This is a genomic window from Chitinophaga rhizosphaerae, assembly GCF_003958645.1.
Taxonomy (GTDB): Bacteria; Bacteroidota; Bacteroidia; order Chitinophagales; family Chitinophagaceae; genus Chitinophaga; species Chitinophaga rhizosphaerae.
In genome coordinates, this window is the sequence record NZ_RXLO01000001.1 from 429,769 (window position 1) to 454,742 (window position 24,974).

Annotated in this window: 19 protein-coding genes; 16 read left to right on the top strand and 3 right to left on the bottom strand. The window is 56.0% G+C overall.

All coding sequences use genetic code 11. The features are described from left to right. Nucleotides 1–3 precede the first annotated feature (3 nt). The gene (locus EJ361_RS01640) at nucleotides 4–579 is read left to right on the top strand and encodes a DUF3347 domain-containing protein (protein ID WP_164714033.1); all 576 of its coding nucleotides are present in this window, start codon (nucleotides 4–6) and stop codon (nucleotides 577–579) included. 54 nt (nucleotides 580–633) lie between these two features. Here the strand turns inward: EJ361_RS01640 and EJ361_RS01645 are convergent, their stop codons facing one another. Next, complete coding sequence (locus EJ361_RS01645; protein ID WP_126243604.1) at nucleotides 634–1,323, bottom strand: SMUG2 DNA glycosylase family protein; 690 nt, start codon at nucleotides 1,321–1,323, stop codon at nucleotides 634–636. Between the two features lie 201 nt (nucleotides 1,324–1,524). Between EJ361_RS01645 and thrS the strand changes: the two genes are divergently transcribed. Both thrS and infC read left to right on the top strand, forming a co-directional pair. Then, nucleotides 1,525–3,468 carry a threonine--tRNA ligase gene (gene thrS, locus EJ361_RS01650; protein WP_126243605.1) on the top strand — a complete coding sequence of 648 codons (1,944 nt, stop codon included), beginning with the start codon at nucleotides 1,525–1,527 and terminating at the stop codon, nucleotides 3,466–3,468. Between the two features lie 99 nt (nucleotides 3,469–3,567). Beyond that, nucleotides 3,568–4,326, top strand: coding sequence for a translation initiation factor IF-3 (infC, locus tag EJ361_RS01655; RefSeq protein WP_240646517.1), 759 nt, complete (start codon nucleotides 3,568–3,570; stop codon nucleotides 4,324–4,326). A gap of 48 nt (nucleotides 4,327–4,374) precedes the next feature. On the opposite strand, the gene EJ361_RS01660 is transcribed toward infC, so the two are convergent. Beyond that, on the bottom strand, nucleotides 4,375–4,911 hold the full coding sequence (locus tag EJ361_RS01660; protein ID WP_126243606.1) for a hypothetical protein: 537 nt from the start codon (nucleotides 4,909–4,911) through the stop codon (nucleotides 4,375–4,377). 74 nt (nucleotides 4,912–4,985) lie between these two features. Here EJ361_RS01660 and EJ361_RS01665 point away from each other — a divergent pair, with 74 nt between their 5' ends. From EJ361_RS01665 to EJ361_RS01725, 13 genes are all read left to right on the top strand, one after another. Beyond that, nucleotides 4,986–5,960: a cation diffusion facilitator family transporter gene (locus EJ361_RS01665; RefSeq protein ID WP_126243607.1), complete on the top strand. Its 975-nt coding sequence runs from the start codon at nucleotides 4,986–4,988 to the stop codon at nucleotides 5,958–5,960. A 30-nt stretch (nucleotides 5,961–5,990) separates the two neighbouring features. After that, nucleotides 5,991–6,680, top strand: a complete 690-nt coding sequence (locus EJ361_RS01670) for a response regulator transcription factor (RefSeq protein ID WP_126243608.1) — start codon at nucleotides 5,991–5,993, stop codon at nucleotides 6,678–6,680. 6 nt (nucleotides 6,681–6,686) lie between these two features. Beyond that, nucleotides 6,687–8,063, top strand: a complete 1,377-nt coding sequence (locus EJ361_RS01675) for a sensor histidine kinase (protein WP_126243609.1) — start codon at nucleotides 6,687–6,689, stop codon at nucleotides 8,061–8,063. A gap of 92 nt (nucleotides 8,064–8,155) precedes the next feature. Further along, nucleotides 8,156–9,397 (top strand): TolC family protein, encoded by a 1,242-nt coding sequence (locus EJ361_RS01680; RefSeq protein ID WP_164714034.1) that lies wholly within the window; start codon nucleotides 8,156–8,158, stop codon nucleotides 9,395–9,397. Between the two features lie 5 nt (nucleotides 9,398–9,402). After that, nucleotides 9,403–10,488, top strand: a complete 1,086-nt coding sequence (locus EJ361_RS01685; RefSeq protein WP_126243611.1) for an efflux RND transporter periplasmic adaptor subunit — start codon at nucleotides 9,403–9,405, stop codon at nucleotides 10,486–10,488. Between the two features lie 4 nt (nucleotides 10,489–10,492). Beyond that, nucleotides 10,493–13,594: an efflux RND transporter permease subunit gene (locus EJ361_RS01690; protein WP_126243612.1), complete on the top strand. Its 3,102-nt coding sequence runs from the start codon at nucleotides 10,493–10,495 to the stop codon at nucleotides 13,592–13,594. A gap of 29 nt (nucleotides 13,595–13,623) precedes the next feature. After that, entirely contained in the window at nucleotides 13,624–13,824 is a 201-nt protein-coding gene (locus tag EJ361_RS01695) for a hypothetical protein (protein ID WP_126243613.1), read from the top strand. 207 nt (nucleotides 13,825–14,031) lie between these two features. After that, nucleotides 14,032–14,634: an RNA polymerase sigma factor gene (locus tag EJ361_RS01700; RefSeq protein ID WP_126243614.1), complete on the top strand. Its 603-nt coding sequence runs from the start codon at nucleotides 14,032–14,034 to the stop codon at nucleotides 14,632–14,634. A gap of 47 nt (nucleotides 14,635–14,681) precedes the next feature. Then, a complete protein-coding gene (locus EJ361_RS01705; RefSeq protein ID WP_126243615.1) occupies nucleotides 14,682–15,824 on the top strand; it encodes a FecR family protein in 1,143 nt (380 codons plus the stop codon). A 132-nt stretch (nucleotides 15,825–15,956) separates the two neighbouring features. Beyond that, nucleotides 15,957–19,370 carry a TonB-dependent receptor gene (locus EJ361_RS01710; protein ID WP_240646518.1) on the top strand — a complete coding sequence of 1,138 codons (3,414 nt, stop codon included), beginning with the start codon at nucleotides 15,957–15,959 and terminating at the stop codon, nucleotides 19,368–19,370. Nucleotides 19,371–19,392: 22 nt separating this feature from the next. Continuing rightward, a complete protein-coding gene (locus tag EJ361_RS01715) occupies nucleotides 19,393–21,249 on the top strand; it encodes a RagB/SusD family nutrient uptake outer membrane protein (RefSeq protein ID WP_126243616.1) in 1,857 nt (618 codons plus the stop codon). Between the two features lie 20 nt (nucleotides 21,250–21,269). Continuing rightward, on the top strand, nucleotides 21,270–22,430 hold the full coding sequence (locus tag EJ361_RS01720) for a DUF5000 domain-containing lipoprotein (RefSeq protein ID WP_164714035.1): 1,161 nt from the start codon (nucleotides 21,270–21,272) through the stop codon (nucleotides 22,428–22,430). 18 nt (nucleotides 22,431–22,448) lie between these two features. Continuing rightward, the gene (locus tag EJ361_RS01725) at nucleotides 22,449–23,642 is read left to right on the top strand and encodes a DUF4998 domain-containing protein (protein WP_126243618.1); all 1,194 of its coding nucleotides are present in this window, start codon (nucleotides 22,449–22,451) and stop codon (nucleotides 23,640–23,642) included. Between the two features lie 64 nt (nucleotides 23,643–23,706). Here EJ361_RS01725 and EJ361_RS01730 read toward each other — a convergent pair whose 3' ends face one another. Continuing rightward, complete coding sequence (locus tag EJ361_RS01730) at nucleotides 23,707–24,891, bottom strand: serine hydrolase domain-containing protein (RefSeq protein ID WP_240646519.1); 1,185 nt, start codon at nucleotides 24,889–24,891, stop codon at nucleotides 23,707–23,709. Nucleotides 24,892–24,974 lie beyond the last annotated feature (83 nt).

The window sequence follows — 24,974 nt, forward strand, 5'->3', positions numbered from 1 at the left end:
CGCATGGGCAGAAATTTATGGTCGGGGGGATGGATGGTGCTGCTGGCCGCCGCAGCCTGCACGCAACCCGTGAAAGCGCCAGCCGGCGAAGGGGAGAACCCGGTCGTGGAATTTACCGGGATTGCGATCCCTGCGGTGCTGAAAGACTCGCTGCGCGGGGTGATGGACGGATATACCGTGCTGACGGGCGCGCTGGCCAAAGAAGACACGCTGCTGGCCGATGCGGCGGCAAGGCTCATGCGCCAGCGGCTCGACAGCCTCCCGCTATACAGTTCTGGCCTGGATTCCGCGCACGCAGGCGCCCTGGAACTGAATGCAGGCAGCATTTCGGCAGAACTGGCGGCCATGGCGCTGGAAGGCGGCGGACTGGAAGGCCGGCGGCAGTCGTTCTGGATGGCCTCCGAGCTGCTGTACGACCTGTTGCAGCAAACGGGTTCGGTCAACGGCGTGAAATTTCATTACTGGTGCGGGGAAGCTTTTGGTGGAAAGGGGGCTTTCTGGCTGGGGGATTCCACAGCCCTGGCCAATCCCTACGGCGGGAAGGCGGATTGCGCGGAGCCGCGGGATACCATTCATTAAAAAATCGCAGTGGCAGTAAGGATGAAAGGATTTACGAAACCAGCAAACTGACCATCAGCCTTCAAACGCCATAAGATATTTGTCTATATATTTCTGCTTGCTTTTCAACTTGTATTGCATAACGAACCGCGGATGTTCCAGCGGGATTAGCTTTTTGAAGAACCCTTCCGCCGCATTTACCTGCTGCACGAAAGCGGCATTTTTCCCCGTTCCCAGCACGTAGGCCACATCCCGGTTAAGGCCGAAGGCCACCTGCTTGCGGAGGCTTTCCACCATAAACCCGTACACCGCTGCGGTGAGGGCTTTGCTGTCGTAATAATTGTAATTCACTTCCTTTCCGCCCGGTTGCCGGATGGTAAAGCCCAGCGGGCACATCGAGCCGATGTAAAAATCCCGGTAAAAGGCCTCCGGCCCGCCATACGCGGCGATCACGTCGTACACGAATACGGAAGAAACTTCATAGGATTTAAAGCCGGGGTACGATATGCCGCAGGGGTCTGCCAGGCGCGCGGAGTCCGTAAACGGAACGCCGGAAAGCGCGGCGCCGAAGCGGCCGGGGTTGATGCCGATGATCATCCGCCGCTGGTGGGTTTCCCCGTAAAACTTGCGGTAGAACGCTTCCATTACGGGGACGACGGAGGGATTTTCGGCGAAAGGGTTCATGATCCGGATGCCAGGCGGCAACTTGCCGGTGAAGGAGAGATGCGTGTTGAAGTGAATGATCTTGTCGGCCATCGTTTTCATGCCGCAAAAATAGGGAAACGGGAATTGTTGGCCGGCCGATGGCGAAAACGCCCGGAAACGGGGCGCCTGCAGGGTTATTTCAGCCCGATTATCGTAATTCGCATGCATTCATATCCCGCTGATTTAAATCAACTCATGCGGATTTTCAAATTCGTTGCGGATTTTGTAATTTCGCATGCATTTTATTTGAGAAAAGGATTTATGATCAACATTACATTCCCGGATGGCGCTGTAAGACAGTATGAGCAAGGCGTAACTGCACTGGACATCGCAAAATCCATCAGCGAAGGGCTGGCCCGAAAGGTGCTGGCGGCGAAGGTTAACGGTCAGGTGGTAGACGCCACCCGCCCCATTTCGAAGGACGGCACCCTGCAGTTGCTGACCTGGACGGATGCGGACGGCAAGGCTACCATGTGGCATTCCTCTGCCCACCTCATGGCGGAAGCGCTGGAGAGCATGTACCCGGGAGTGAAGTTCGGATACGGCCCCCCGCTGGAAAACGGCGGCTTCTTTTATGATGTGGACCTGGACGGCCGGCAGATTTCCGACGAGGAGCTCCGCCAGCTGGAAGCCAAAATGAACGAACTGGCCAAACAGAACAACGCCTATGTCCGCAAAGACGTGGCTAAAGCGGACGCCATCGCCTATTTCAAGGAAAAGGGCGATCCCTACAAACTGGACCTCCTCGAGAAACTCGAAGACGGTTCCATCACCTTTTACACCCAGGGCGCGTTCACCGACCTCTGCCGCGGGCCCCACATCCCCAATACCGGCTTCATCAAAGCCGTGAAACTGACGAACATTGCCGGCGCCTACTGGCAGGGTAACGAAAAGAACAAGATGCTCACCCGCATCTATGGCATCACGTTCCCTAACCAAAAGGAGCTCGACGAATACCTGGCCCTCATCGAGGAAGCCAAAAAACGCGACCACCGCAAACTGGGCAAGGAGCTCGAGCTCTTTGCGTTCTCCGAGCGCGTAGGCCTGGGCCTGCCCCTGTGGCTGCCCAAGGGCGCCATGCTCCGGGAGCGCCTGCAGTCTTTCCTGCAGCGCGCCCAGGTGGAAAGCGGGTACCTGCCCGTGGTAACGCCCCACATCGGCAGCAAACAACTCTACGTGACCTCCGGCCACTACGAGAAATACGGTAAAGACAGCTTCCAGCCCATCCATACGCCTGAAGAAGGCGAGGAGTTCCTGCTCAAACCCATGAACTGCCCGCACCACTGCGAGATCTATAAAGCTTCTCCGAAGTCATATAAAGACCTCCCGGTACGCCTGGCGGAATTCGGCACCGTTTACCGGTACGAACAACATGGCGAACTGCACGGCCTTACCCGCGTGCGGGGCTTTACCCAGGACGATGCGCACCTTTTCTGCCGGCCAGACCAGGTGAAAGACGAGTTCATCAAGGTGATCGACCTCGTGCTGTATGTGTTCAAAAGCCTCAACTTTACCGATTATACGGCCCAGATCTCCCTGCGCGACCAGGCAGACCGCAGCAAATACATCGGTTCAGACGAGAACTGGGAACGGGCGGAACAGGCCATCATCGAGGCGGCGGCCGAAAAAGAGCTGCGCACGGTGGTAGAATATGGCGAAGCCGCATTCTATGGCCCGAAACTTGATTTCATGGTAAAGGACGCCCTCGGCCGGAAATGGCAGCTGGGCACCATCCAGGTAGATTATAACCTGCCCGAGCGTTTCGAGCTGGAATATATCGGACCAGACAACAAGCCGCACCGCCCGGTGATGATCCACCGCGCGCCCTTCGGCTCGCTGGAACGCTTCATCGCGGTGCTGATCGAGCACTGCGCCGGTAAATTCCCGCTTTGGCTCACGCCGACGCAGGCCAAAATCCTGCCGATCAGCGACAAGTTCCTGCCTTATGCAGAAAAAGTCGCCGAATTGCTCAAAAAAGCCGAAATTCGCGCTGAAATTGACGACAGGAACGAAAAGATTGGGAAAAAGATCCGCGAGGCGGAACTGGCGAAAATCCCCTACATGCTGGTGATCGGCGAAAAAGAGGAAACCGAAGGCAAAGTGGCCGTACGCCGCCAGTCGAAAGGAGACCTCGGCGCCCTGGATGTAGACGGATTCATCAGCCTGGTACAGGATGAAGTGATTAATCGTAAACCATTTGAATAATCCTTTTGTTCTTAATAAAACAATTTTAACCAATGTGTGGTATGCCGGTCTTAAACAGTCCACCGTCAGCACCATTCTCTTTTAACAACAAACATTTTAATGCAACAAGGACCAAGACCAAATTTCAGGGGCAGAAACCCCAACTTCAGAAGAGAACAACAACAGGAACACCGTACCAACAGGATGATCCGCGTTCCGGAAGTAAGGCTGGTAGGCGACAATGTTGAGCCGGGTGTTTACAGCACGGAAGAGGCGCTTCGCATGGCGCAGGACCAGCAGCTCGACCTGGTGGAGATTTCCCCCAACGCCGCGCCCCCTGTTTGCCGGATCATCGATTATAATAAATTCCTCTACGAGAAAAAGAAGAAGGAAAAGGAAATGAAGGCCAACGCTCACAAGAGCGAGGTTAAGGAAATCCGCTTCACGCCCAATACCGACGATCACGACTTCGACTTCAAGGCCAAACACGCCGAAAAATTCCTCAAGGAAGGCAACAAGGTTAAAACTTATGTGCAGTTCAAAGGCCGCGCCATCATGTTCAAGGAGCGCGGAGAACTGATCCTGCTGAAGTTCGCCGAACGCCTCGCCGAAGTGGGTGCCCTCGAAGGCATGCCGCTCATGGAAGGCAAGCGCATGATCGCCATCTTTGCTCCCAAATCCAGCAAGAAGGCCGCCAAACCGCCCAAAGAGCCGAAAGAAGGCGGCGAGCGCCCGGAACGTCCGGAACGCCCCGAGCGTCCGGAGCGCGACCAGGCCCAGCAGCAACCGCAGCAACCTCCCGTACGCCGGCCCATCGAGATCAAGTACGCTACCCCGCCCCCCAAGCCCAACGTAGATAACAACAACAGCGGTAACTAATCATTACCCCGTACATAACAGCTGACCGGAGCGCACCCCGCATTCCGGTCAGCTTTCTTTTTTCCCGGGCTTCGACAGCTCCTGCAAAGTCTTCTTCGCACGGCTCCTGAATCCCGGCGTTGCCCCCTCACGCAACTGATCCTCGATCAGCAATACGATCTCATTCTTTATTTCAGGATAAGTTTTCGCCAGGTTCGCCAGCACCGTCATCGAAAATGCACGGACGGCAATGGTTTCCTCCGGGTCTTCCAACATCCGGAAACAAACATCCATCACCCGGCCGTGCAGCCGTTCGGGTATGTCGAGGAATTGCAGCACGCGCACCACGTTCCGTTTAACCGATACCGGTATGCCGGCATCGTCCATCCGGAGCACCATCGCCTCCAGGTGCGGCGCCACCAGTTCCGGGTGCTGCTCCGCCACCAGGCTCAACGGCCACGCGGCACGCTGCACCACACGGTACTCGTCGTGCAGGAACAGCTCGATCAATTCACCCATCCTTTCTTCGCTTCTGCCGATATATGCGGCAATGGCTTCGGCCTGGACCCGGGAATGCGCGTCCAGCAGCATCGATCTGATAGTCATATTTACAAAGGTAATTACCTCGCATCTAACACATTTTCGTTTTCTTTGTTCTACCAACAACAAATCTGACCCAATTGATCAGGAAGGAACTACGGATCATTCTGCTTTCGCTGGGCGTGAGCGGGGCGCTGACCATCGCCAAGTTTGCGGCGTATTTCCACACGCACTCCGTCGCCATACTTTCCGATGCGCTGGAATCCATCATCAACGTGGTGGCTGGCGCTTTCGCGTGCTACAGCATATACCTGGCGGGCAAACCCAAAGACGAGAACCATCCGTACGGCCATGGTAAAGTAGAATTCTTCTCCATCGGCTTCGAAGGCGCCATGATATTCATCGCCGGCGTACTCATCCTCTACAAGGCTGTACAGTACTTCATTTCACCGCCGCAGCTCGAGCATATCGACAACGGTTTGTGGATGATCGGCGGCACCGCCGCGGCGAACCTGACTTTGGGGCTTTACCTCATCCGGTCGGGCAGAAAACTCGGTTCCATCACGCTTTCGGGCAACGGGCAACATTTGCTGACAGACGCGTACAGCTCCCTGGCGCTCATCGCAGCCTTGCTGGTATTGAAGTTTACGGGACAAATGTGGATAGACCCGCTCGTGTCGGTAATTGTAGCGGGATTGATCCTGCGGAAAGGGGTTCAGCTCATGCGGCAGTCTATCAGCGGGCTGATGGACGAAACGGATATGAAAGTGGTAGACCATGTGGCGGGGATCCTGAACCGGAACCGCCGTCCTGCCTGGATCGACGTTCATAACATGCGGGTACAGCAATACGGGAACAACTATCATATCGACTGCCACGTAACCCTGCCCTGGTACCTGGAGCTTAGCCAGGCGCATGAGGAGCTGAAACGCATGGAAGATTGCGTGAAGCGCGAAATGGGCGCGCACGAAGTGGAATTCTTCATCCATGCAGACCCCTGCGTCCCCGAAAGCTGCCGCCACTGCGGGATAGACGATTGCCCGGTCCGGAAACACCCTTCGGAAGGCCGCATCGAATGGAACCGCGCCAACGTACTGCCCAACCGGAAACATTAGTCATTCCCACTTTTTTCCTAGATTAGCGCCATGCAAAGGATACTGATCGTTGAAGATGAAGTGAAAGTCGCCAACGCCGTGAGAATGGGGCTGGAGGAAAACGGATTCGAGGTGGAAGTGGCCTACGACGGGCGGATGGGGAAAAGTCTTGCAACCAGCGGCGATTACGACCTCGTTATCCTCGACCTCAACCTTCCCCACCACAACGGCTACGAAATCTGCGAACTGATCCGCCGGCGGAACAACAAAGTGGCCGTCATCATGCTGACCGCCTTCGGCGGGATGGACGACAAGATGCAGGCCTTTGAACTGGGGGCGGACGATTACCTCGTCAAACCCTTCGACTTCCGCGAGCTGCTGGCGCGCATCCGCGTGTTCCTCAAAAGGGCAGGAGCGGAAGTGCCCAACCATCGCAACGACAAAATCTCCATCGGCGACCTGGAGATCGACCGGGAGCGGAAAGAAGCCTGGCGCGCCGGTAAAAAAATCCCCCTCACCGCCAAAGAATACCAACTGCTCGAACTGCTGGCCCTTCATAAAGGGAAAGTCATCTCCAAAATGACGATCGCCGAAAAAGTCTGGAACATCGATTTCGACACCGGCACCAACGTGATCGAAGTGTACATCAACTTCCTCCGGAAAAAAATCGATAAGGATTTCGACGTTAAATTGCTGCACACCAAAACGGGGATGGGATATTTCCTGTCCGACGAACCCTGACGCCGCTTGAAGATCAAGTATAAAATAGCGATTTACTATACGCTGTCGGCCGCCTTCCTGCTGATCGCCTTCGCCGTGCTGGCATATTACTTCTCCGCCAAATCCCGGCGCAACGAGTACCTGGAGCGCCTGGAATACCGTGCGCGCTCCATCGGCAGCGTCATCATCGAAAACGACCAGGTGCAGATCGGGCTGCTGCGCAAGCTTGACAAAACCACTTTCCAGGACCTTTACCAGGAAACGATCCTCGTATATAACGAGCATTACGACCTGCTCTATACGAACGTGAAAGACTCGGCAGTGCGCATTCCGCGGGCGCTGCTGGACCAGGTAAGGCAACAGGGCTCGCTCATCCGCAATCAACAGGGAGGAGAGCTGGCGGGGCTTCATTATACCGAAGACAACATCAGCGTGCTCGTGCTCGTCTCTTCATTTGACAAATACGGATTCCAGAACCTCCAGAACCTGCGGCGTATCCTTATTATCGAGCTCGTCGTGGGTGTGGTGCTGCTGGTGGGCGTGGGGTATTTCTTCGCACGGAAGATGGTGCAGCCCATCGACCGGCTGGTGGAACAGGCAGACTCCATCAATGCCAACAACATGCAGGATTCGCGGGTGGAGATCAAGGGGAGCGACGAGATCGCGCAACTGGGCGCGAATTTCAATACCATGTTACAACGCTTGAGCCATTCGTTCGACCTGCAGAAGAGCTTCGTGAGCAATGCCAGCCATGAGCTGCGGACACCGCTGGCGGCGATCATCAGCCAATTGCAGGTAACACTTGCCAAGGAGCGGACGGGGCCTGAATACGAAGCCGTGCTGGAATCGGTGCTGGAAGATGCGGAGGGGCTGAGCGAACTGACGAACGGCCTGCTGCAGCTGGCGCAGTCGGAAATGAACCGGAACGAATTCGCGTTCACGCCGGTTCGGGTAGACGAGTTGTTGTGGGATACGGCGGATTTCGTGCGGCGGAAATGGAAATCGGTCGGGAAGGTAGACATCCAGTTCCTCCGCGAGCCGGAGCAGGACGAGATGATCACCTGCAACGGGAACGAAGCGCTGTTACGGATCCTGTTCATCAACCTGCTCGACAATGCCTGCAAGTTTTCCGAAGACGCCTCCGCCCGGGTGATCCTCGATTTTAACGAACGGTATATTATCGTGCATGTGAAAGACCTCGGGCCGGGGATCCCTTCCGGCGAGCAGGAAAAAATATTCGAGCCCTTCTTCCGCGGCACCAATGCGGCGCAGGCGCGGGGCCACGGGCTGGGCCTCTCTATCTGCCGGCGCATTACCGATTTGCACGACGGGCGGCTGACCGTATTCTCCATCCCCGGAGAAGGCAGCACGTTTACCGTACAATTGCCACACATTATCGCTTAATGCTGTTTTTAAGTCTTTTTTAATCCGCTTTAAAGGCTGGTTTAATTCCCGGTGTGGAGCTTTGTGTCATGAAATGGCTCATAGTTCTCCCGATGATTTTTGTCCTGACCCTGAAAGGATTTTCCCAGGAGGCCCGTTCCCTTACACTGCAGCAGGCCGAACAGGAATTCCTGCAGCGCAACTTCCGGCTACTGGCCGAACGGTACCGCGTCAATGCCGCGGAGGCGCTCGTGGATCAGGCGAAGAAATGGGATAACCCTACGCTTTCAGGGACCTTAGGCTTCGGTTCCCTGGACAAGGTACAGCCTTTTCATATCGGCGGCGGTGGACAGCTCGAGGGCTCAGTGGAACAGATCGTCCAGATGGCAGGCAAACGCAACAAACAGGTGCAACTGGCCCGTTGGAACGCAGCTACGTCTGCCGCCGCTTTCTCCGAACTCATGCGGACGCTCCGCCTGGAGCTGCGCAGCAGTTTTTACCAATTGTATTTCCTGAAAGCATCCGAAAAGACGCTGCGCAACCAGCTCGGTAATCTCCAGCGGATCCTGGAAGCTTATCGCAGCGCAGACGCCAGCGGGAGCGTGGCCCATGCCGACGTGATCCGCCTGCAAGCGCTGCAGGTAGGTATCGCCAACGACTATACGGACCTTCGCCAGCAGGAAATGGACGCCTCCCTGCGCCTGCAGCTCCTGTTGGGCAGCAAGGAGCCCGTGGCGCCGGACGCCGGCCCCGATGTGCTGCAACGCTATGTGTTGGGGCGGTACGACCTTGCTGCCCTGACGGATACCGCGCTGGCCAACCGGCCCGACCTCCAGGTGGCGGCCCGCAGGCTGGAAGCGGCCAAAATGAACAACCGCCTGCAAAAGGCGCTGGCCGTACCCGATCTGCACCTCGGCGCGGCATACGACCGCCAGGGGAGTTACACCAATAATTTTATCGGGCTTACGGTAGGGGTAGACCTTCCGTTATGGAACCGCAACCGGGGCAACATCCGGGCTTCGGCGCAGGAAGTGAAAGCCCAGGCCGCGGAGCTCGACGAGCAGCAACTCACCGTTTCCGCCGAAGTGGCGAACGCGCTGGAAAAAATCCGGTTCCTGGAAAAAGGGACGGAATGGCCCGACCTTAAATCGTTCAACGCCGAATATACCCGTCTCATCGATGAAGTAGCGGCGAACTTCCGGAAAGGGAACATTTCGCTCCTGCAGTTCATCGATTACTTCAACAGTTACAGCGAACACATCCTGCACGCCAATAAATTCCTCAGCGACCGCGTGCTCGCGTACGAAGAGCTGAATTACACTACCGGCACGCAATTATTCAACAATCCGCAATGACGCGCATGAAAACATATACGATCCCCCTGTTGCTGGCCGCTGCCGCCGCTTTCGGCGGATGCAAGCACTCCCTGGCGGAAGACACCGAAAAAGCCACCTTCGCGCTCAGCGACACGATGCTGGCCACCATCAGGATCGACACCACGGCCGTAAAACCCGTCGAAAACGAACTGCGCCTCTCCGGCAAAGTGACGCCAGACCTCAGCAAAGTGCTCAAATTATACCCGATCGTGAGCGGTTATGTGAAAGACATTAAAGTACAACTGGGCGATTACGTGAAAAAAGGACAGGTGCTCGCCGTGATCCAGAGCGGCGAGATCGCAGATTACGATAAACAACTCGCCGATGCGCACTCCGACCTCGCCATCGCCGAAAAAAGCCTCAAGGTAGCGCAAGACCTTTACCAGAGCCAGCTTTCCACGCAGAAAGACGTAGTGAACGCCGAGGAAGAACGCAACAAAGCCCGCGCGGAAATCGGCAGGCTCAACGAACTGATGAAACTCTACCGCAAAGGCAGCGGCTCCACTTCCATCGTAACGGCTCCCATCAGCGGATATATCATCGAAAAGAATATCAATAACGGCATGGAACTGCGGGCGGACAACAGCGCGCATATGTTCACCATCTCCGAGCTCGACGAAGTCTGGATCATGGCCAACGTCTTCGAGACAGACATCGCCAGGGTGCAGGAAGGGTACCCGGCAGACGTGACCACCATCAGCTATCCCGACCAGACTTTCCACGGAAAGATCGATAAAGTATACAATGTGCTCGACCCGGATACCAAGACCATGCAGGTCCGCATCCGGCTGAACAACGAAGGCATGCTCCTCAAACCGGAGATGTTCGCCACCGTGCTGCTCAAATACCGCGAAGGCGCCGAATTGCCCGCCATTCCCAGCTCGGCCGTCATTTTCGACAAGGGGAAGAATTTCGTGATGGTGTTCCGCGACCGGAACAATATCGATACCCGCGAGGTAAAAATTGCCAAATCGCTCAATGATGTCACCTACATCAGCCGCGGGCTGCAACCCGGCGACAAGGTGATTTCCCACAATCAACTGCTTATTTACGACGCCCTGAACGACTAACCGCATGAACAAATTCATTAGAAATATCGTTGGATTTTCGCTCAGGAACCGGTTCTTCGTGTTCTTCATGCTGGCGGTGCTCACCGTTGGCGGCGTAGTCGCCTATCTGCATACGCCCATCGAAGCTTTCCCGGACGTCACCAATACCCAGATCGTCATCGTTTCGGAATGGAACGGCAGGAGCGCCGAAGAAGTGGAACGCTTCGTGACCACACCCATCGAAATATCCATGAACGGCGTCCAGAAAAAGTCGAGCGTCCGCTCCATCACCATGTTCGGCCTGTCTGTCATCAAGATCATTTTCGACGACGATGTGGAAGACTTCTTCGCCAGGCAACAGGTCAATAACATGCTCCGCAACGTATCGCTCCCCGAAGGCGTGGAGCCCGAAGTGCAGCCGCCGTACGGCCCCACGGGAGAAGTGTTCAGGTATTGGCTGAAAAGCCCCCATCGCGATTCGCGCAGCCTGCTCACTTACCAGAACTGGGTGATCGACCGCCAGTTGCGGAGCGTGCCGGGTGTGGCCGATGTTGTCGCCTTCGGCGGACAGGAGAAAATTTACGAGATCACCGCCGATCCCATCAAACTTGCCAAATACGATATTACGCCCCTGGAACTCTACCAGGCCGCGGCGCAAAGCAATATCAACGTGGGCGGCGACGTGATCGAGAAAAACGGCCAGGCGTACGTGGTACGCGGCATCGGGTTGCTCGACAATATCCAGGACATCGAAAACATTATCATCGAAAACGTAGACGGAACGCCCATCCTCGTCAAAAACGTGGCGAACGTGCGCGAGGCGTCGCTCCCGCGCGTGGGCCAGGCAGGCCTGAACGAGATGGACGATATCGTGGAAGGGATCGTGGTGATGCGGAAAGGGGAGAACCCTTCCGAAGTGCTGGCGCGGATCAAGGATAAAGTACGGGAACTGAACGATAAGGTGCTGCCCGGCGACATTAAAATGGAAACCTTCTACGACCGCGACGTGCTCATGAAATACTGCACCGAAACGGTGATACACAATCTGCTGGAAGGGATCATTTTCGTGACGGTGATCGTGTTCATTTTCATGGCCGACTGGCGGACGACGCTCATCGTAGGGATCATCATCCCGCTGGCGCTGCTCTTCGCCTTCATCTGCCTGAAACTGAAAGGCATGAGCGCCAACCTGCTCAGCATGGGCGCCATCGACTTCGGGATCATTATAGACGGAGCGGTGGTGATGGTGGAAGGGATATTCGTGATGCTCGACCACCGGGCCAGGCAGTTCGGGATGGAGAAATTCAACCGGATGGCCAAGCTGGGATGGATCAAAAAGACCGGCGGAGAACTGGGAAAGGCCGTTTTCTTTTCCAAACTCATCATCATCATTTCCCTGCTTCCCATTTTCTCTTTCCAGAAAGTGGAAGGGAAAATGTTCTCGCCCCTGGCCTGGACGCTGGGATTTGCGTTGCTCGGCGCGCTGCTGTTTACGCTTACGCTCGTGCCGGTATTGACATCTATCCTGTTGAACAAAAACGTCCGCGAGAAGCACAACCCCGTGGTGAACTTCTTCAACCGCATCGTGATGGGCGGTTTCAACTGGACGTATTCCCATAAGAGATTATCACTGCTACTGGCGGTATTGTTCATGGGGGCCAGCTTCGGTTCCGCGAAATTCCTTGGCTCAGAGTTTCTTCCACAGCTGAATGAAGGGGCGCTGTGGGTGGAAGCGAAGCTCCCCATGAGCATGTCGCTCAATGAAACCGTGCAGTTCGTCCATAAGTTCAGGAAAGAGCTGGGCAGCTTCCCGGAAGTGAACGGGGTGTTGTCGCAAACGGGCCGTTCCAACGACGGTACCGACCCCAGCGGGTTCTATTACGTGCAATGCCAGGTGAACCTGAAACCCAGGAAAGAATGGGGCCGCAAGATCACGATGGACCAGCTTGTCGAGGAAATGGACAAACGACTCCGGCAATACCAGGGCGTGGTGTACAACTACTCGCAGCCCATTATCGACAACGTGGCCGAAGCCGTGGCCGGCATCAACGCCAGCAATGCGGTGAAGATTTACGGGGACGATCTCAATGAGCTCGACCGGATCGCCAACCAGGTGATCACGCAGGTACAGGGTGTGCGGGGGATCAAGGACGTGGGTATCCTGCGTAACATCGGCCAGCCCGAAATGAGCGTCCGCCTCAGCGACACGAAAATGGCGCTCTACGGTGTAAAAACCGCCGATGCCCAGGCCGTGATCGAAATGGCGATCGGCGGTAAAACGGCCACCCAGCTGTATGAAGGCGAGCGCAAATTCGACGTGCGCGTGCGGTACGACGCCGATTACCGGAAAGACGAGGTAGACCTGCAGAACCTCATGGTGCCCGCCATGAACGGGAAGAAAATACCATTGAAGGAGATCGCTACCATTTATACGCAAACCGGCCCGGCGTTCATTTACCGCGACAATACCAAACGTTTCATCGGGGTGAAGTTCTCCGTCCGCGACCGCGATCTGGGCAGTACCATCGCCGAGGCGCAGGCCCGGGTGAATAAGGGCATCCAGTTGCCGAAAGGGTATGCGATCGGGTGGACGGGCGAGTTCGAGAACCAGGTGCGGGCAACCAAAACCCTGGGGCAGGTGGTGCCTGTCAGCCTCATCGCCATCTTTATCATCCTGTTCATTATGATGGGCAGTGTGAAAGATGCGGGGCTTATTCTCATGAACGTACCGTTCGCGCTCATCGGGGGGATCCTGGCGCTGCATGCGTCCGGCATCAACTTCGGGATTTCGGCGGGGGTCGGTTTCATTGCGCTGTTCGGGATTTGCATCCAGAACGGGGTGATCCTCATCTCGGTGTTCCACAAGAACCTCCAGGCCAGGATGCCCCTGAACGAAGCGATTCGCCGCGGCGTGGAAGAGCGCATCCGGCCGGTGGTGATGACCGCCCTCATGGCCGCGATCGGGCTGATACCGGCGGCGGTGAGCAGCGGCATCGGTTCGGAAACCCAGAAACCGCTGGCAGTAGTGGTGATAGGAGGGCTGATCACGGCTACCGTGCTGACGCTCCTCATCTTCCCCCTCATTTTCTATTCCGCTTACCGGCGCAGATTTGCAAAAACGCTTTGATTATTTAAATCACCATAAATACAAACACAATGAAAAAGATCATGTTTCTGATGGCCGCCGCGATGATCGTTACCGGTGGCATGACAACAGCTTCCGCACAGGAAAAACACGCCGCTAAAACAGAGCAGTCGGCCCAACACGCCGCGAAAGCAGAAAAAATGGAACACAAAAAAACCGCGAAACACCATCACGCGGGAAAAAAGCAGTCAGTAAAGAAAGCTGGTCGATAGGCCAGTCATAGGTTTTAGTTCGCATAAATAGGTTGATAGCATTCACCGGCGGAAGTTTTTCCACCGGTATCAACATCCTCTCCGCCCTGCCTGATCAATAGCCAACGCAGGGCGGATTTTTCATTTGTTAAAATACTATCACTTAAAGAGAAGATAAGGCGCACCCATAATTGTGATTGTCACTACTTTAGTTATGCATCCCATGTGATGAACACGTCCACCACACACGAACATGAATTACTGATACGGTTATCGGAGGGAGACGGCGCCGCCTTCGCCGAACTATTCCACGAATACAGGGACCGTATTTACGCTACGGCCGTCAGGCTGATGGGCAGCCATTCCCATGCGGAAGAGATCGTACAGGAAGTATTCATGAAAATCTGGCTTAACCGGAGCTCCCTTCCCCAGGTCACCTTTTTCCGCGCCTACCTTTTCACTACCGCACGCAACCAAATATTCAACAGCCTTAAACAGCTGGCACGCGAACGCACGGCCGACATCCTCCATGCCGAGCCTGCCTGCAAGGGCACCGAAGAGCGGGTGCTGGGCCGCGACTTCGAGCGGGTGCTCCAGAACGCCGTTCGCCAGCTGCCGCCCCAACAGGAACGGGTTTATCATCTCAGCAAGGTAGAAGGGCGCCCCCGGCACGAAGTGGCGCATCTGCTGCAACTGTCTCCCGAAACCGTAAAAGTACACCTGGCCCGGGCCATGCGCTCCATCCGCGAGTATTGCACCGCACGGATGGACATTCCCGGCCTCATGCTCTCCTCGGCCTTCGCTTCGGAACTATTTTTTATGGTCGTGTAACCCATCCTTATTTTCTTATTGTCTCATTACTACACAAGCAGGCATTCATGAAAGCTTCGAGATTCTCGCATTTGTTCCATAAGTATCGGTCAGGGCTGGCCACGCCGGAAGAGGAAAAGGAATTCCTCGGGATGGTGGCGGCTTCCGGCCACGACGACGAGCTGAAGGAAGCGATCGGCGGGATGCTCGATAGCGGGCTGGACGATGATGCCGCCATGCCGGAAGAAAGCGCGGAAAAAGTGCTGGGCGAAATCCTCCGCGGCGATGCCCCCCGCCGCAAGGCGCACATTTTCACCTGGGCGGCCGTAGCCGCAGGGCTGCTGATGATCCTGGGCATCGGGTTCCTCCTCAAATCGCAGCGCCACGGTCAGCAAGACGCCGGAACCCCGCACGCACAGATATCTCCGGGGAAAGACCGCGCCATATTGGTGCTGGACGATGGCCGGGAGATCGACCTGGAGCGCGCCGGCAACGATACCATCGGCGTACAGCAGGGGCTCCTGGCACAGGTGAACGGTAACGCACTCCATTATGATACCTCCACCGCCGAACCACCTACCATCAATACCATCCGCACGCCGCGGGGCGGCCAGTTCAGGGTGGTATTGCCCGACGGATCGAGGGTATGGCTCAACGCAGCCTCGTCTATCCGCTTCCCGACGGTGTTCAACACCGGAGAAAGAAGGGTGGAAGTGGAAGGAGAAGTGTATTTCGAAGTGGCGAAACGGGCGCAGCAGCCTTTCATCGTGAAGGCAGACGGGATGGACGTTCGGGTGACCGGCACGCATTTCAACGTCATGGCCTATTCAGACGAGTCCAGCATCGAAACCACGCTGATCGAAGGCGGTGTAAAAGTGTTTGGCGGCGGATCGGAAGCCACGCTCATACCGGGGCTCCAGGCCGTGATGAACAGGAAGGAAAACGGCATCAAAGTAAGAAAAGCAGATACCGACCGGGTTGTTGCCTGGAAAGAAGGAAGATTCGAATTCAGGGGTAATATTCGTGGCATCATGCGGCAAATTGCCCGGTGGTACGACGTAGACATTGTTTATAAAGGAAATACCGAAGGCAAGAATTTCGGCGGCGCCATATCACGGACGGAAAAAATAGAAGACGTCCTGAAAATGCTGGAATTGACCGGTAGCATACAATTTGAGATCAACAATAATACCGTAACAGTAATTCCTTGATCACCTAAGATGAGTACGTAAGAAAATTTCACACAACAAAAGTAACCGACGGAGATACTGGAAAACCGCCACCCGGACCCCGGGCAGGGTTCCTGTTGCCTCCTCATTCCATGCAACCAAAATTAATCCTTTATGCAACGACTACGTTTCGTTCAGAAGACGTTGCTGTGGCTGTGCCTTGCCCTTTCCCTCCAGTTCCGGGCCAGGGCATATGCACAACAGGTAACGATCCACGTTAAGAATTCATCGCTGGAAGATGTCATGAAACAGATCCGCCAGCAAACCGGCTTCCTTTTCGTTTATGACCTCGACATGCTGGGAGACGCCCGCAACGTGACGGCCGATGTTGCTGCCGCACCGCTGGACAAAGCCCTGAGCGCGGTGTTCGACGGGCAGCCCTTTTCCTTCGCCATCGTCGACAAGACGGTTGTGTTGAAGAAAAAAACGGCCTCAGCAACTACCGCCGCCAAACCTGCCCGTTTCATGAAAATAAGGGGCATGGTGTCTGACGAAGGCGGACAGGTGCTCCCCGGCGTCACCGTTCACAACAAAAACAGCAAAGCCAATGCGTTGACAGACGCGCTCGGCACCTTCATCATCGACGCGGAAAAAGGCGATTCCCTGATTTTCACCATGATCGGGATGCAGCCGCAGGCCGAAGTGGTGCGCGAAGAAAAGCTCCTGAAGATCATCCTTAAACAGAAAGTTTCGGATGTAGGCGAAGTGGTGGTGGTAGCTTACGGAACGCAGAAGAAAAGCAGCATGGTGAGCGCGGTAACATCCATTAACCCCAAAGAGCTCAAAGGCCCTACCAGCAACCTTACCACCATGCTCGCCGGCAGGCTCAGCGGTGTGATTTCGTACCAGCGGAGCGGGGAGCCCGGGCAGGATAATGCCAGCTTCTTCATCCGCGGCATCACCACCTTCGGCACCGGCAAAGTGGACCCGCTCATCCTCATCGACGGAATGGAATCCACCACCACCGACCTGGCGCGCCTCCAGCCCGACGATATCTCCGGCTTCTCCATCCTGAAAGACGCTACGGCGTCCAGCCTCTACGGCGCCCGCGGCGCCAACGGCGTAGTGCTCGTGAGCACCAAAAGCGGCCAGGAAGGGAAAACCCGGTTCAACGTGCGTTTGGAAAACTCATTGTCGACCAACACCCGCAACTTCAAATTCGCCGACAACATCACCTATATGAAACTGGCGAACGAAGCCGTGATCACCCGCGACCCCCTGGGCGATCTGCCTTATTCCCAGGAAAAGATCGAGCGCACGGCGGCCGGAGACGATCCGCTGCTGTACCCGAACAATAACTGGATCAAGCAGCTCATCAAACCATCTACCAACAACCAGCGCCTCAACTTTTCCATGAATGGGGGCGGAAAGATCGCACAGTATTACATCGCCGGCACTTACAACATCGATAACGGTGTGCTGAAGGTGGACAAGCTGAACAATTTCAACAGCAACATCAAACTGCGCAACTATTCCATCCGCTCCAACATCAATATCAACCTGACGCCCACAACGGTCGGCATCGTTCGTACCTACGGGCAGTTCGACGACTATAACGGCCCCATCGGCGGCGGCGCCACGCGGTTTTCGCAGGCGGTATGGGCCAACCCGGTAGATTTCCCGGCCGTCTACCCCAAAGAATACGCACCCCAGCTGAAGCACCCGCTTTTCGGCAGCGCGGTGATGCGCGGCTATGGCAGCACTCCCGGCGATGGCGGCAACCTGTTCTTTAATCCCTACGCCCTTTCCGTTTCCGGCTACCAACAGTCTAACACCTCCAACCTGCTGGCCCAGCTGGAAGTCCGCCAGGATCTCCGGTTCGTGACGCCTGGCCTGCAGGCCCGCGTTATGGCCTACACCGAGCGATACGCCTTCTTCCAGGTGCAGCGCGGGTACACACCGTTCTATTACAAGCTGCAACCCGGCATCGACGGCGATCCTGCCAGGCTGCTGCCCCTCAACACCAATGGCACCGAATACCTGAGCTATTCTCCAAGCGACAAGATTACCGGCACCACTTCCTACATGGAAGCGGCCGTGAACTACAACAAGAACTTCAACAAGCACACCGTTTCCGGGATGCTCATCACCATCTTCCGCGGTTACCTGACGGGGAACGGCCGAACGTTGCAAACGTCGCTTCCCTACCGCAACCAGGGCGTGAGCGGGCGTTTCACCTATGACTACGACGACCGTTACATGCTGGAGGCCAACTTCGGATACAATGGCTCCGAGCGTTTTGCGGCCAGCCACCGGTACGGGTTCTTCCCGTCGGTAGGCGTGGCCTGGAATGTATACCGGGAGAAGTTTTTCGAACCTTACGTACACCTGGTGGACAAGCTGAAGGTCCGCGGCACATACGGCCTCGTAGGCAACGACCAGATCGGCAACGAGTTCGACCGGTTTTTCTACCTGTCTGACGTAAATATGAACGACGGTGGCCGCGGGGCTACTTTCGGCGAACGGTACGGTGTATCCAAACCCGGCGTATCCGTCCGCCGGTACGAGAACAAATTCATCAGCTGGGAGAAATCGCAGAAAGCCAATATCGGCATCGAACTGGGGTTGTTTAACGCCCTGAACCTGCAGGCAGACATCTTCCGCGAGCGCCGGTCCAACATCCTCATGCAGCGGAACACGTTGCCCTCAACGCTCGGCCTCAACGCGCCCATCAGCGCCAACGTGGGAGAAGCAGAAGGAAAGGGGATCGACCTCTCGCTCGACTACAACTTCAAATTCAAGCGTAACGCCTGGCTCCAGGTGCGCGGCACATTCACCTTCGCCCAGAGCAAACTGCTGGTGAACGAAGAACCCAGGTATAAGGATAACGAAGCATACCGCTCACAAGTGGGGCAGCCGCTCAGCCAGCGTTGGGGCTACATCGCGGAAAGATTGTTCGTAGACGACCAGGAAGTGCTGAATTCTCCCCAGCAGAACTTCGGGCAGCGGGTGTACGGTGGAGATATCAAATACCGCGACGTAAACCGCGACGGCGTCATCAACTCCGCGGACGCAGTGCCCATAGGCCTGCCGCAGACGCCCGAGATCACTTACGGGTTCGGCTCTTCCATGGGTTGGAAAACGTTAGATTTCAGCTTCTTCTTCCAGGGATCGGCACGTTCGTCTTTCTGGATCGATTCCTACATCACAACACCTTTCGTACAGAACGGTGGCGGCCAGCATGGTTTGCTGAAAGTGATCGCGGAAGACCACTGGAGCGAAAGCAACCGGAACCTCTATGCCTTCTGGCCCCGACTCAGCAATTACTTCGTGCAGAATAACTACCAGTCTTCTACCTGGTGGATGCGCAGCGGCGACTTCCTGCGGCTGAAAACGGTAGAGCTGGGCTTTACCCTGCCCGATGCTTTGCAGAAACGCCTGAAAATGACCAACACCCGCCTGTACGCAAACGCCATGAACCTGTTCGCCATCAGCAAATTCAAACTGTGGGACGTTGAAATGGGTGGAAACGGTCTAGGCTACCCGGTACAGCGCGTCATTAACATCGGCATCAACCTCGGATTCTAACGCGGACTAAAACTGAATTGTCATGAAGAAACTCTTTTATATCGCCGGATGTCTGCTGATGCTGTCTGCAGCCGGTTGTAAAAATTTCCTGGACGTGGTGCCCGATAACGTGCCCACGATCGATAATGCCTTCACCATGCGCCAGGAGGCGATGAAATATCTTTTCACCTGCTACAGCTATCTGCCCCGCAGCAGCGACCCCAGCACGAACCCCGGCATCTCCGGCGGCGACGAATTCTGGATGATCAGGCCGTATGCGATAGACGACCGGGCTTTCCAGCTGGCGATGGGGTATATGTCGCCCTCGGCAGTATACCTCAGCGGCTGGGGCAATAATTACCGCGCCCTGCGCGACTGTAATATTTTCCTCGACAACATCGGCAAAGTAGTTGACATGCCCGATTACGAACGCATGCGCTGGATTGCTGAAGTGAAGTTCCTGAAAGCATATTATCACTGGCTGCTTTTCCGCCAGTACGGGCCCATCCCGCTGGTCGAGAAAAACCTTCCCACATCGGCCTCGCATGAAGAATACAAGGTACACCGCATGCCGGTAGACTCGGTGATCAGTTATATTTCCAACCAGATGCTCGAAGCCGCGGCCAGCCTTCCGCCCGAAATCGCCGACCGTTCCTCCGAACTGGGCCGCATCACGCAACCAGCCGCGCTCGCGGTCCGCGCCCGCGTACTCGTAACTGCCGCCAGCCCCCTTTTCAACGGCAACCCCGACCATGTGCTGCCCGGAAAGGAAAATGAACGGCTCTTCTCCACCACGTACGACGCCACCAAGTGGGACCGTGCCGCCGAGGCCTGCAAACTCGCCATCGAGAACGCGCACCGTAACAAACACAAACTATATACCTTCAGCGATATTGGCACCACACTTTCCGATACGATGACCACGCAAATGAGCATCCGCAATGCGGTTTGTGAAGACTGGAACCCCGAGATCATCTGGGGCAATTCCAATTCCCGTACCTGGGATATCCAGCGGATCTGCATGCCCCGCCTCGATCCCGACAGGCTGGCGAATGAACAGGTGCTCGGGTCTTTTGCGCCGACCATGAAAATCGCAGAGCAATTCTACACCGATCATGGCGTACCCATCAATGAAGACAAAGGTTGGGACTATGCAGGCCGGTACAAACTGCGCACAGCCACCGCTGCCGAAAAGGAACTGATCCAGGAAGGATATACCACCGCCGGCCTCCACTACAACCGCGAATTGCGCTTTTATGCTTCCCTGGGCTTCGACGGAGGGGTTTGGTATATGAAAAACAAAACCTTCCACATCGAGAATAAACTCGGCCAATGGCAGAGCCGGAAGAATATCTACGACTACAACGTAACCGGTTACTACGCCAAAAAACTCATCCACTGGAAAAACGAGATCCAGGCAGAGCAGAGCGTGCACATCGAACAGTACGCCTGGCCGGAAATGCGGCTGTCTGACCTCTACCTCATGTATGCGGAAGCGCTCAACGAATCGAAAGGCCCCGTTGCCGACGCACTCGAATACGTCAACCGCGTTCGTGCCCGTGCGAAGCTGCCTACCGTGCAGGACGCCTGGACCAACTGGTCCCGCAATCCCGGAAAATTCACCACCAGGGAAGGCCTCCGCGCCATCATCCACCAGGAAAGGCTCATCGAGCTCGCATTCGAAGGCGCCCGGTTCTGGGACCTCCGCCGCTGGAAAACCGCCACCGAAGAACTGAATAAACCCGTTATGGGCTGGGACATGCTGCAGGAAAAAGCGGAATTCTATTACCGCCCGCGCCTCATATGGCGCCAGGCGTTCCAGATGCGCGACTACCTCTGGCCGATCTATGAAAACGACCTCCTCATGAACGAAAACCTGGTGCAGAACCCGGGATGGTAAAACCTTCAAACCGCATGATCATGAAAATGACATATATCCTGCTGACAGCGGCGTTCCTGGCCGCAGCCTGCGGAAAAGAGACCCACGAGCCCGTGAATCCCAAAGGCGGCAGTCCCGCCACCATCAGCAACGTGCAGGTCGAAAACCTGAACGGGTCCGCTAAAATCACCTACAGCCTGCCCGACGATAACGACGTGCTCTACGTTAAAGCGACCTATGAAATGCGCCCGGGCAAAACGCGGGAAGTGAAAAGCAGCTACTACAACAACTTCCTCGTGGTAGACGGGTTCGGCGACACGCTGAAACACCAGATCAAACTCACCGTCGTAACCCGCAGCTCCGTGGAATCGGCTCCGGTGAACGTGGAAGTGGAGCCCAAGCTACCGCCCGTACTCATGATCCGGAGAACGTTCAAGGTACGCGAAGACTTTGGCGGCGTGAACCTCTCCTTCACCAACGACACCCGCGCCGAAATCGCCATCGTGGCCATGACGAAGGATTCTACCGGGAAAATGAAGGAATTCAACACCTTTTACACGAAATCGGTAGGCACGAATTACTCGCTCCGCGGGTTCGAAGATACCAAACGCGAATTCCGCTTCTTCGTCCGCGACCAATACGGTAATTACAGCGACACGCTCACGGGCGACTGGGTGCCCATGTACGAAAGGCAGCTCGACCGCAGCAAGTTCCGGGAAGTCATCCTCCCAGGCGATATCCCCGACGGATGGCAATTCTATCCCATCCCCAACCTCTGGGCCGGCACCATGTGGCATAGTGCCGACAAGCTGGACGGCATGCCGATGTGGATCACGTTCGATCTCGGCGTAGTTGCGCAACTGAGCCGCATCGGCCTTTGGCAGCGGCCCAACGAATGGTTGTACATGCAGAACAACGTTCGCCAGATCGAGATTTGGGGCATGGCCACCACGCCGCCGGCAGACGGCAGCTGGAACGGCTGGACGCGCCTCCTGGAACACACGCTCATCAAACCCTCCGGCCTGCCCGTAGGTCAGCTTTCGCAGGAAGACCGGGATAAAGGCGCCGCCGGCGAACAAATGAACGTGCCGCTCACCATGCCCAAAGTGCGATACATCCGTGTGAAAATCCTCCGCACCTGGACAGACGGCGGATATGCCGCCAACATCCAGGAAATGCGCTTCTGGGGAAATGACAAGTAATCCGTAAAACCGAACAACATGCGAAATCCGATCATCATCATACTGCTCGCAGCGGCTGTTTTCACCGCCTGCCGGAAACAGGACGATTATAAAAAATACCTGGAAGGAGGGGAGATCCTTTACACCGGGAAGGCCGATTCGATGCGCGTGCACGCAGGCCGAAACCGTGTTCAGGTGTCGTGGCTGCTCATCGCCGACCCGAAAATCGCTTTCAGCAAACTGTACTGGAACAACCGGAGAGACTCCGCTACCGTGCCCGTCAACCGCACGAAGGGGATCGACACCATCCGGTTTGTGGTAGACAGGCTCGACGAACGCACCTACGAATTCGAAGTCGTCAACTACGACAAGGCCGGCAACCCGTCTGTCAGCAGCCGCGCCTCCGGCGTGTCTTACGGGACCATGTACGAAACTTCCCTGCTGAACCGCGCGTTCGCGGAGATGGAAGCGCTTTCCGACAAAGTGATCATCCACTGGAATGATGTGGATACGCTCGACGGGATCCATTCCATCCAGATCCGCTACACGCATCAGAACGGTACCCAGCGCGACACCATCGTCCGCAGCTGGACCAAGGAAATGGTAACGGTGCTGCCGAAAGTGGCGCCTAACTCCGAGTTCAGCTACCGTACCCGTTATCTGCCCGACTCCCTGGCCATCGATACCTTCCTTACCGTATTCGACAAGCGTACCATCGGCGAGCTCGACGTAACGGCCGATTACATCAAAAATCCCGGCAAGCCTTTCCTCCGGAACGACGCCGGCGATAGCCGGTTCTCCGTATTGGCAGACTGGCAGTCGAACGACGAAGCGAAGAAAAATGGAAATGCCGACCAGATAGATGGTGCGGCCAAACGATACCTGACGCTCTGGATCTGGGGGAACGGCACGATCATCAACGGAAAGATCTGGCAGGTGGTACAGCTGCCGAAAGGGACCTTCCGGCTCGAAGCCTTCCAGCAGAACGTAGACGGCACCCTGGAAGCCACGTATTTCACCGTTGCGGCCGGAAGCGGCGGATTGCCGGACGTGGAACAGATCAATACGGCCATCACGTCCAAAAAACTAAGCGATAACAGCGACAAACACCACGTCGTGACATTTACGCTCAACCAGCCCGCCACCGTGAGCCTCGGTTTCGTGGGCACTTATATCAACCCTACGGCCCAGACGCTCCGGGTCGAACAGATTAAATTATTCCAGACCCGGTGACCCATCCGCAAAACGCCCCCAGGTGCAAACCTTGGGGGCGTTTCTATGTTGAAATATTGGAGGCTTATTCTTCGCCGGCTTCCTCACCGTCTCCATGGCCGAGCACCTGGCGCAGCGGGCGCACGACCTGGTAAATACCGCGGTTATAGCGGTTGCCGAGGATCACGAGGGTAGTGGTATCCTGCACAAAACGGTAGAACACGGTATTGTTGCCATGCCACCATCCGTTGTGGTATACGATCTTGCGGGCGCTGTCGGGATACGTCATGAGGCGCCACCCGAGGCCGTAGTTACGGATGCCGGGCTTTTCGTTGGAATACGGTTTGTACGCTTCCGCGAGCGTTTCCGGCTTGAAAAGCTTCCCGGAATAGATGGCCTGGTCCCACTTCAGCATATCGCGGACGGTGGAGTAGATGCCTTTGTCGCCCGTAACGCCGTCGAAACTGTTATCCGCTTCCGGCCGCCAGCTGGAAAGGTGGGAAACGGTTTGACCGGTCCGCGGCGCCAGGGTAGGGTCTGCCACGAAAGTGTGCGTCATTTCGAGGGGGCCGAAGAAAGTCTGCTGGAGGTAATCCGCATATTTCTGGCCGCTTACTTTTTCGATGATGGCAGACAGGATGAGATAATTGGTATTGCAATAGTTGAAATGCCTGTCTGGCTGGTATTGCGACGCCGGTTTGTGGACGATCATGAGGTGGATGACTTCCTCGTTGGTGAGGAAATGCGCTTTGTCTTTATTGAGGCTGTCGCAGAAGTAGAGATAATTGGGCAATCCGCTCCGGTGATTGAGCAGGGTGCGGACGGTGACGCCGAGGTACGGAAAATCCGGCCACCATTTGGTGACGGGGTCTTCGAGCGACAATTTCCCTCTTTCCACGAGCGTTAGCACGGCCATACCGGTGAATGTTTTGGAGACGGATGCGAGTTGGAAGGAGGAAGAGTCTGATACCGGGATTTTGGTGGCGTGGCTTTCGAGGCCCTGGTAATGTTCGTAGAGCACTACGCCTTTCCGGGCAACCAGCACGGCGCCACTGAAAGAGGAGGCTGGCAGGCGATGTCTGACCAGGTCTTCCACTTCCCGGCCGATCCGCTTGTTGCGGGGATCGGCGAGAATGGCTTGTACCGCTTCTTCGGAAAGCCCGAGGGTGTATTCAGACGTTTTGGCCGGAGCCTTCTTCTCATCTTTCCGGCTGGCGGAACTGCTGCTGCAACCGGAATATATAAATAAGCCAGATATGGCTAATAACACAATTGCCTTCGACCCTTTCATTTCAATGCTGCTGGTATATGTTGATTGATATCGATTTCTTAACAAGATTCATGCCCGAAGCG

Excerpts from the sequence above, each read along its gene's own strand:
- EJ361_RS01715 (WP_126243616.1), top strand. The coding sequence starts at position 19,393 with ATGAAGAAACTCTTTTATATCGCCGGATGTCTGCTGATGCTGTCTGCA.
- EJ361_RS01720 (WP_164714035.1), top strand. The coding sequence starts at position 21,270 with ATGAAAATGACATATATCCTGCTGACAGCGGCGTTCCTGGCCGCAGCC.
- EJ361_RS01700 (WP_126243614.1), top strand. The coding sequence starts at position 14,032 with ATGAACACGTCCACCACACACGAACATGAATTACTGATACGGTTATCG.
- EJ361_RS01640 (WP_164714033.1), top strand. The coding sequence starts at position 4 with ATGGGCAGAAATTTATGGTCGGGGGGATGGATGGTGCTGCTGGCCGCC.
- thrS (WP_126243605.1), top strand. The coding sequence starts at position 1,525 with ATGATCAACATTACATTCCCGGATGGCGCTGTAAGACAGTATGAGCAA.
- EJ361_RS01670 (WP_126243608.1), top strand. The coding sequence starts at position 5,991 with ATGCAAAGGATACTGATCGTTGAAGATGAAGTGAAAGTCGCCAACGCC.
- EJ361_RS01710 (WP_240646518.1), top strand. The coding sequence starts at position 15,957 with ATGCAACGACTACGTTTCGTTCAGAAGACGTTGCTGTGGCTGTGCCTT.
- EJ361_RS01685 (WP_126243611.1), top strand. The coding sequence starts at position 9,403 with ATGAAAACATATACGATCCCCCTGTTGCTGGCCGCTGCCGCCGCTTTC.
- EJ361_RS01645 (WP_126243604.1), bottom strand. The coding sequence starts at position 1,323 with ATGAAAACGATGGCCGACAAGATCATTCACTTCAACACGCATCTCTCC.
- EJ361_RS01680 (WP_164714034.1), top strand. The coding sequence starts at position 8,156 with ATGATTTTTGTCCTGACCCTGAAAGGATTTTCCCAGGAGGCCCGTTCC.
- infC (WP_240646517.1), top strand. The coding sequence starts at position 3,568 with ATGCAACAAGGACCAAGACCAAATTTCAGGGGCAGAAACCCCAACTTC.
- EJ361_RS01660 (WP_126243606.1), bottom strand. The coding sequence starts at position 4,911 with ATGACTATCAGATCGATGCTGCTGGACGCGCATTCCCGGGTCCAGGCC.
- EJ361_RS01705 (WP_126243615.1), top strand. The coding sequence starts at position 14,682 with ATGAAAGCTTCGAGATTCTCGCATTTGTTCCATAAGTATCGGTCAGGG.
- EJ361_RS01725 (WP_126243618.1), top strand. The coding sequence starts at position 22,449 with ATGCGAAATCCGATCATCATCATACTGCTCGCAGCGGCTGTTTTCACC.
- EJ361_RS01695 (WP_126243613.1), top strand. The coding sequence starts at position 13,624 with ATGAAAAAGATCATGTTTCTGATGGCCGCCGCGATGATCGTTACCGGT.
- EJ361_RS01690 (WP_126243612.1), top strand. The coding sequence starts at position 10,493 with ATGAACAAATTCATTAGAAATATCGTTGGATTTTCGCTCAGGAACCGG.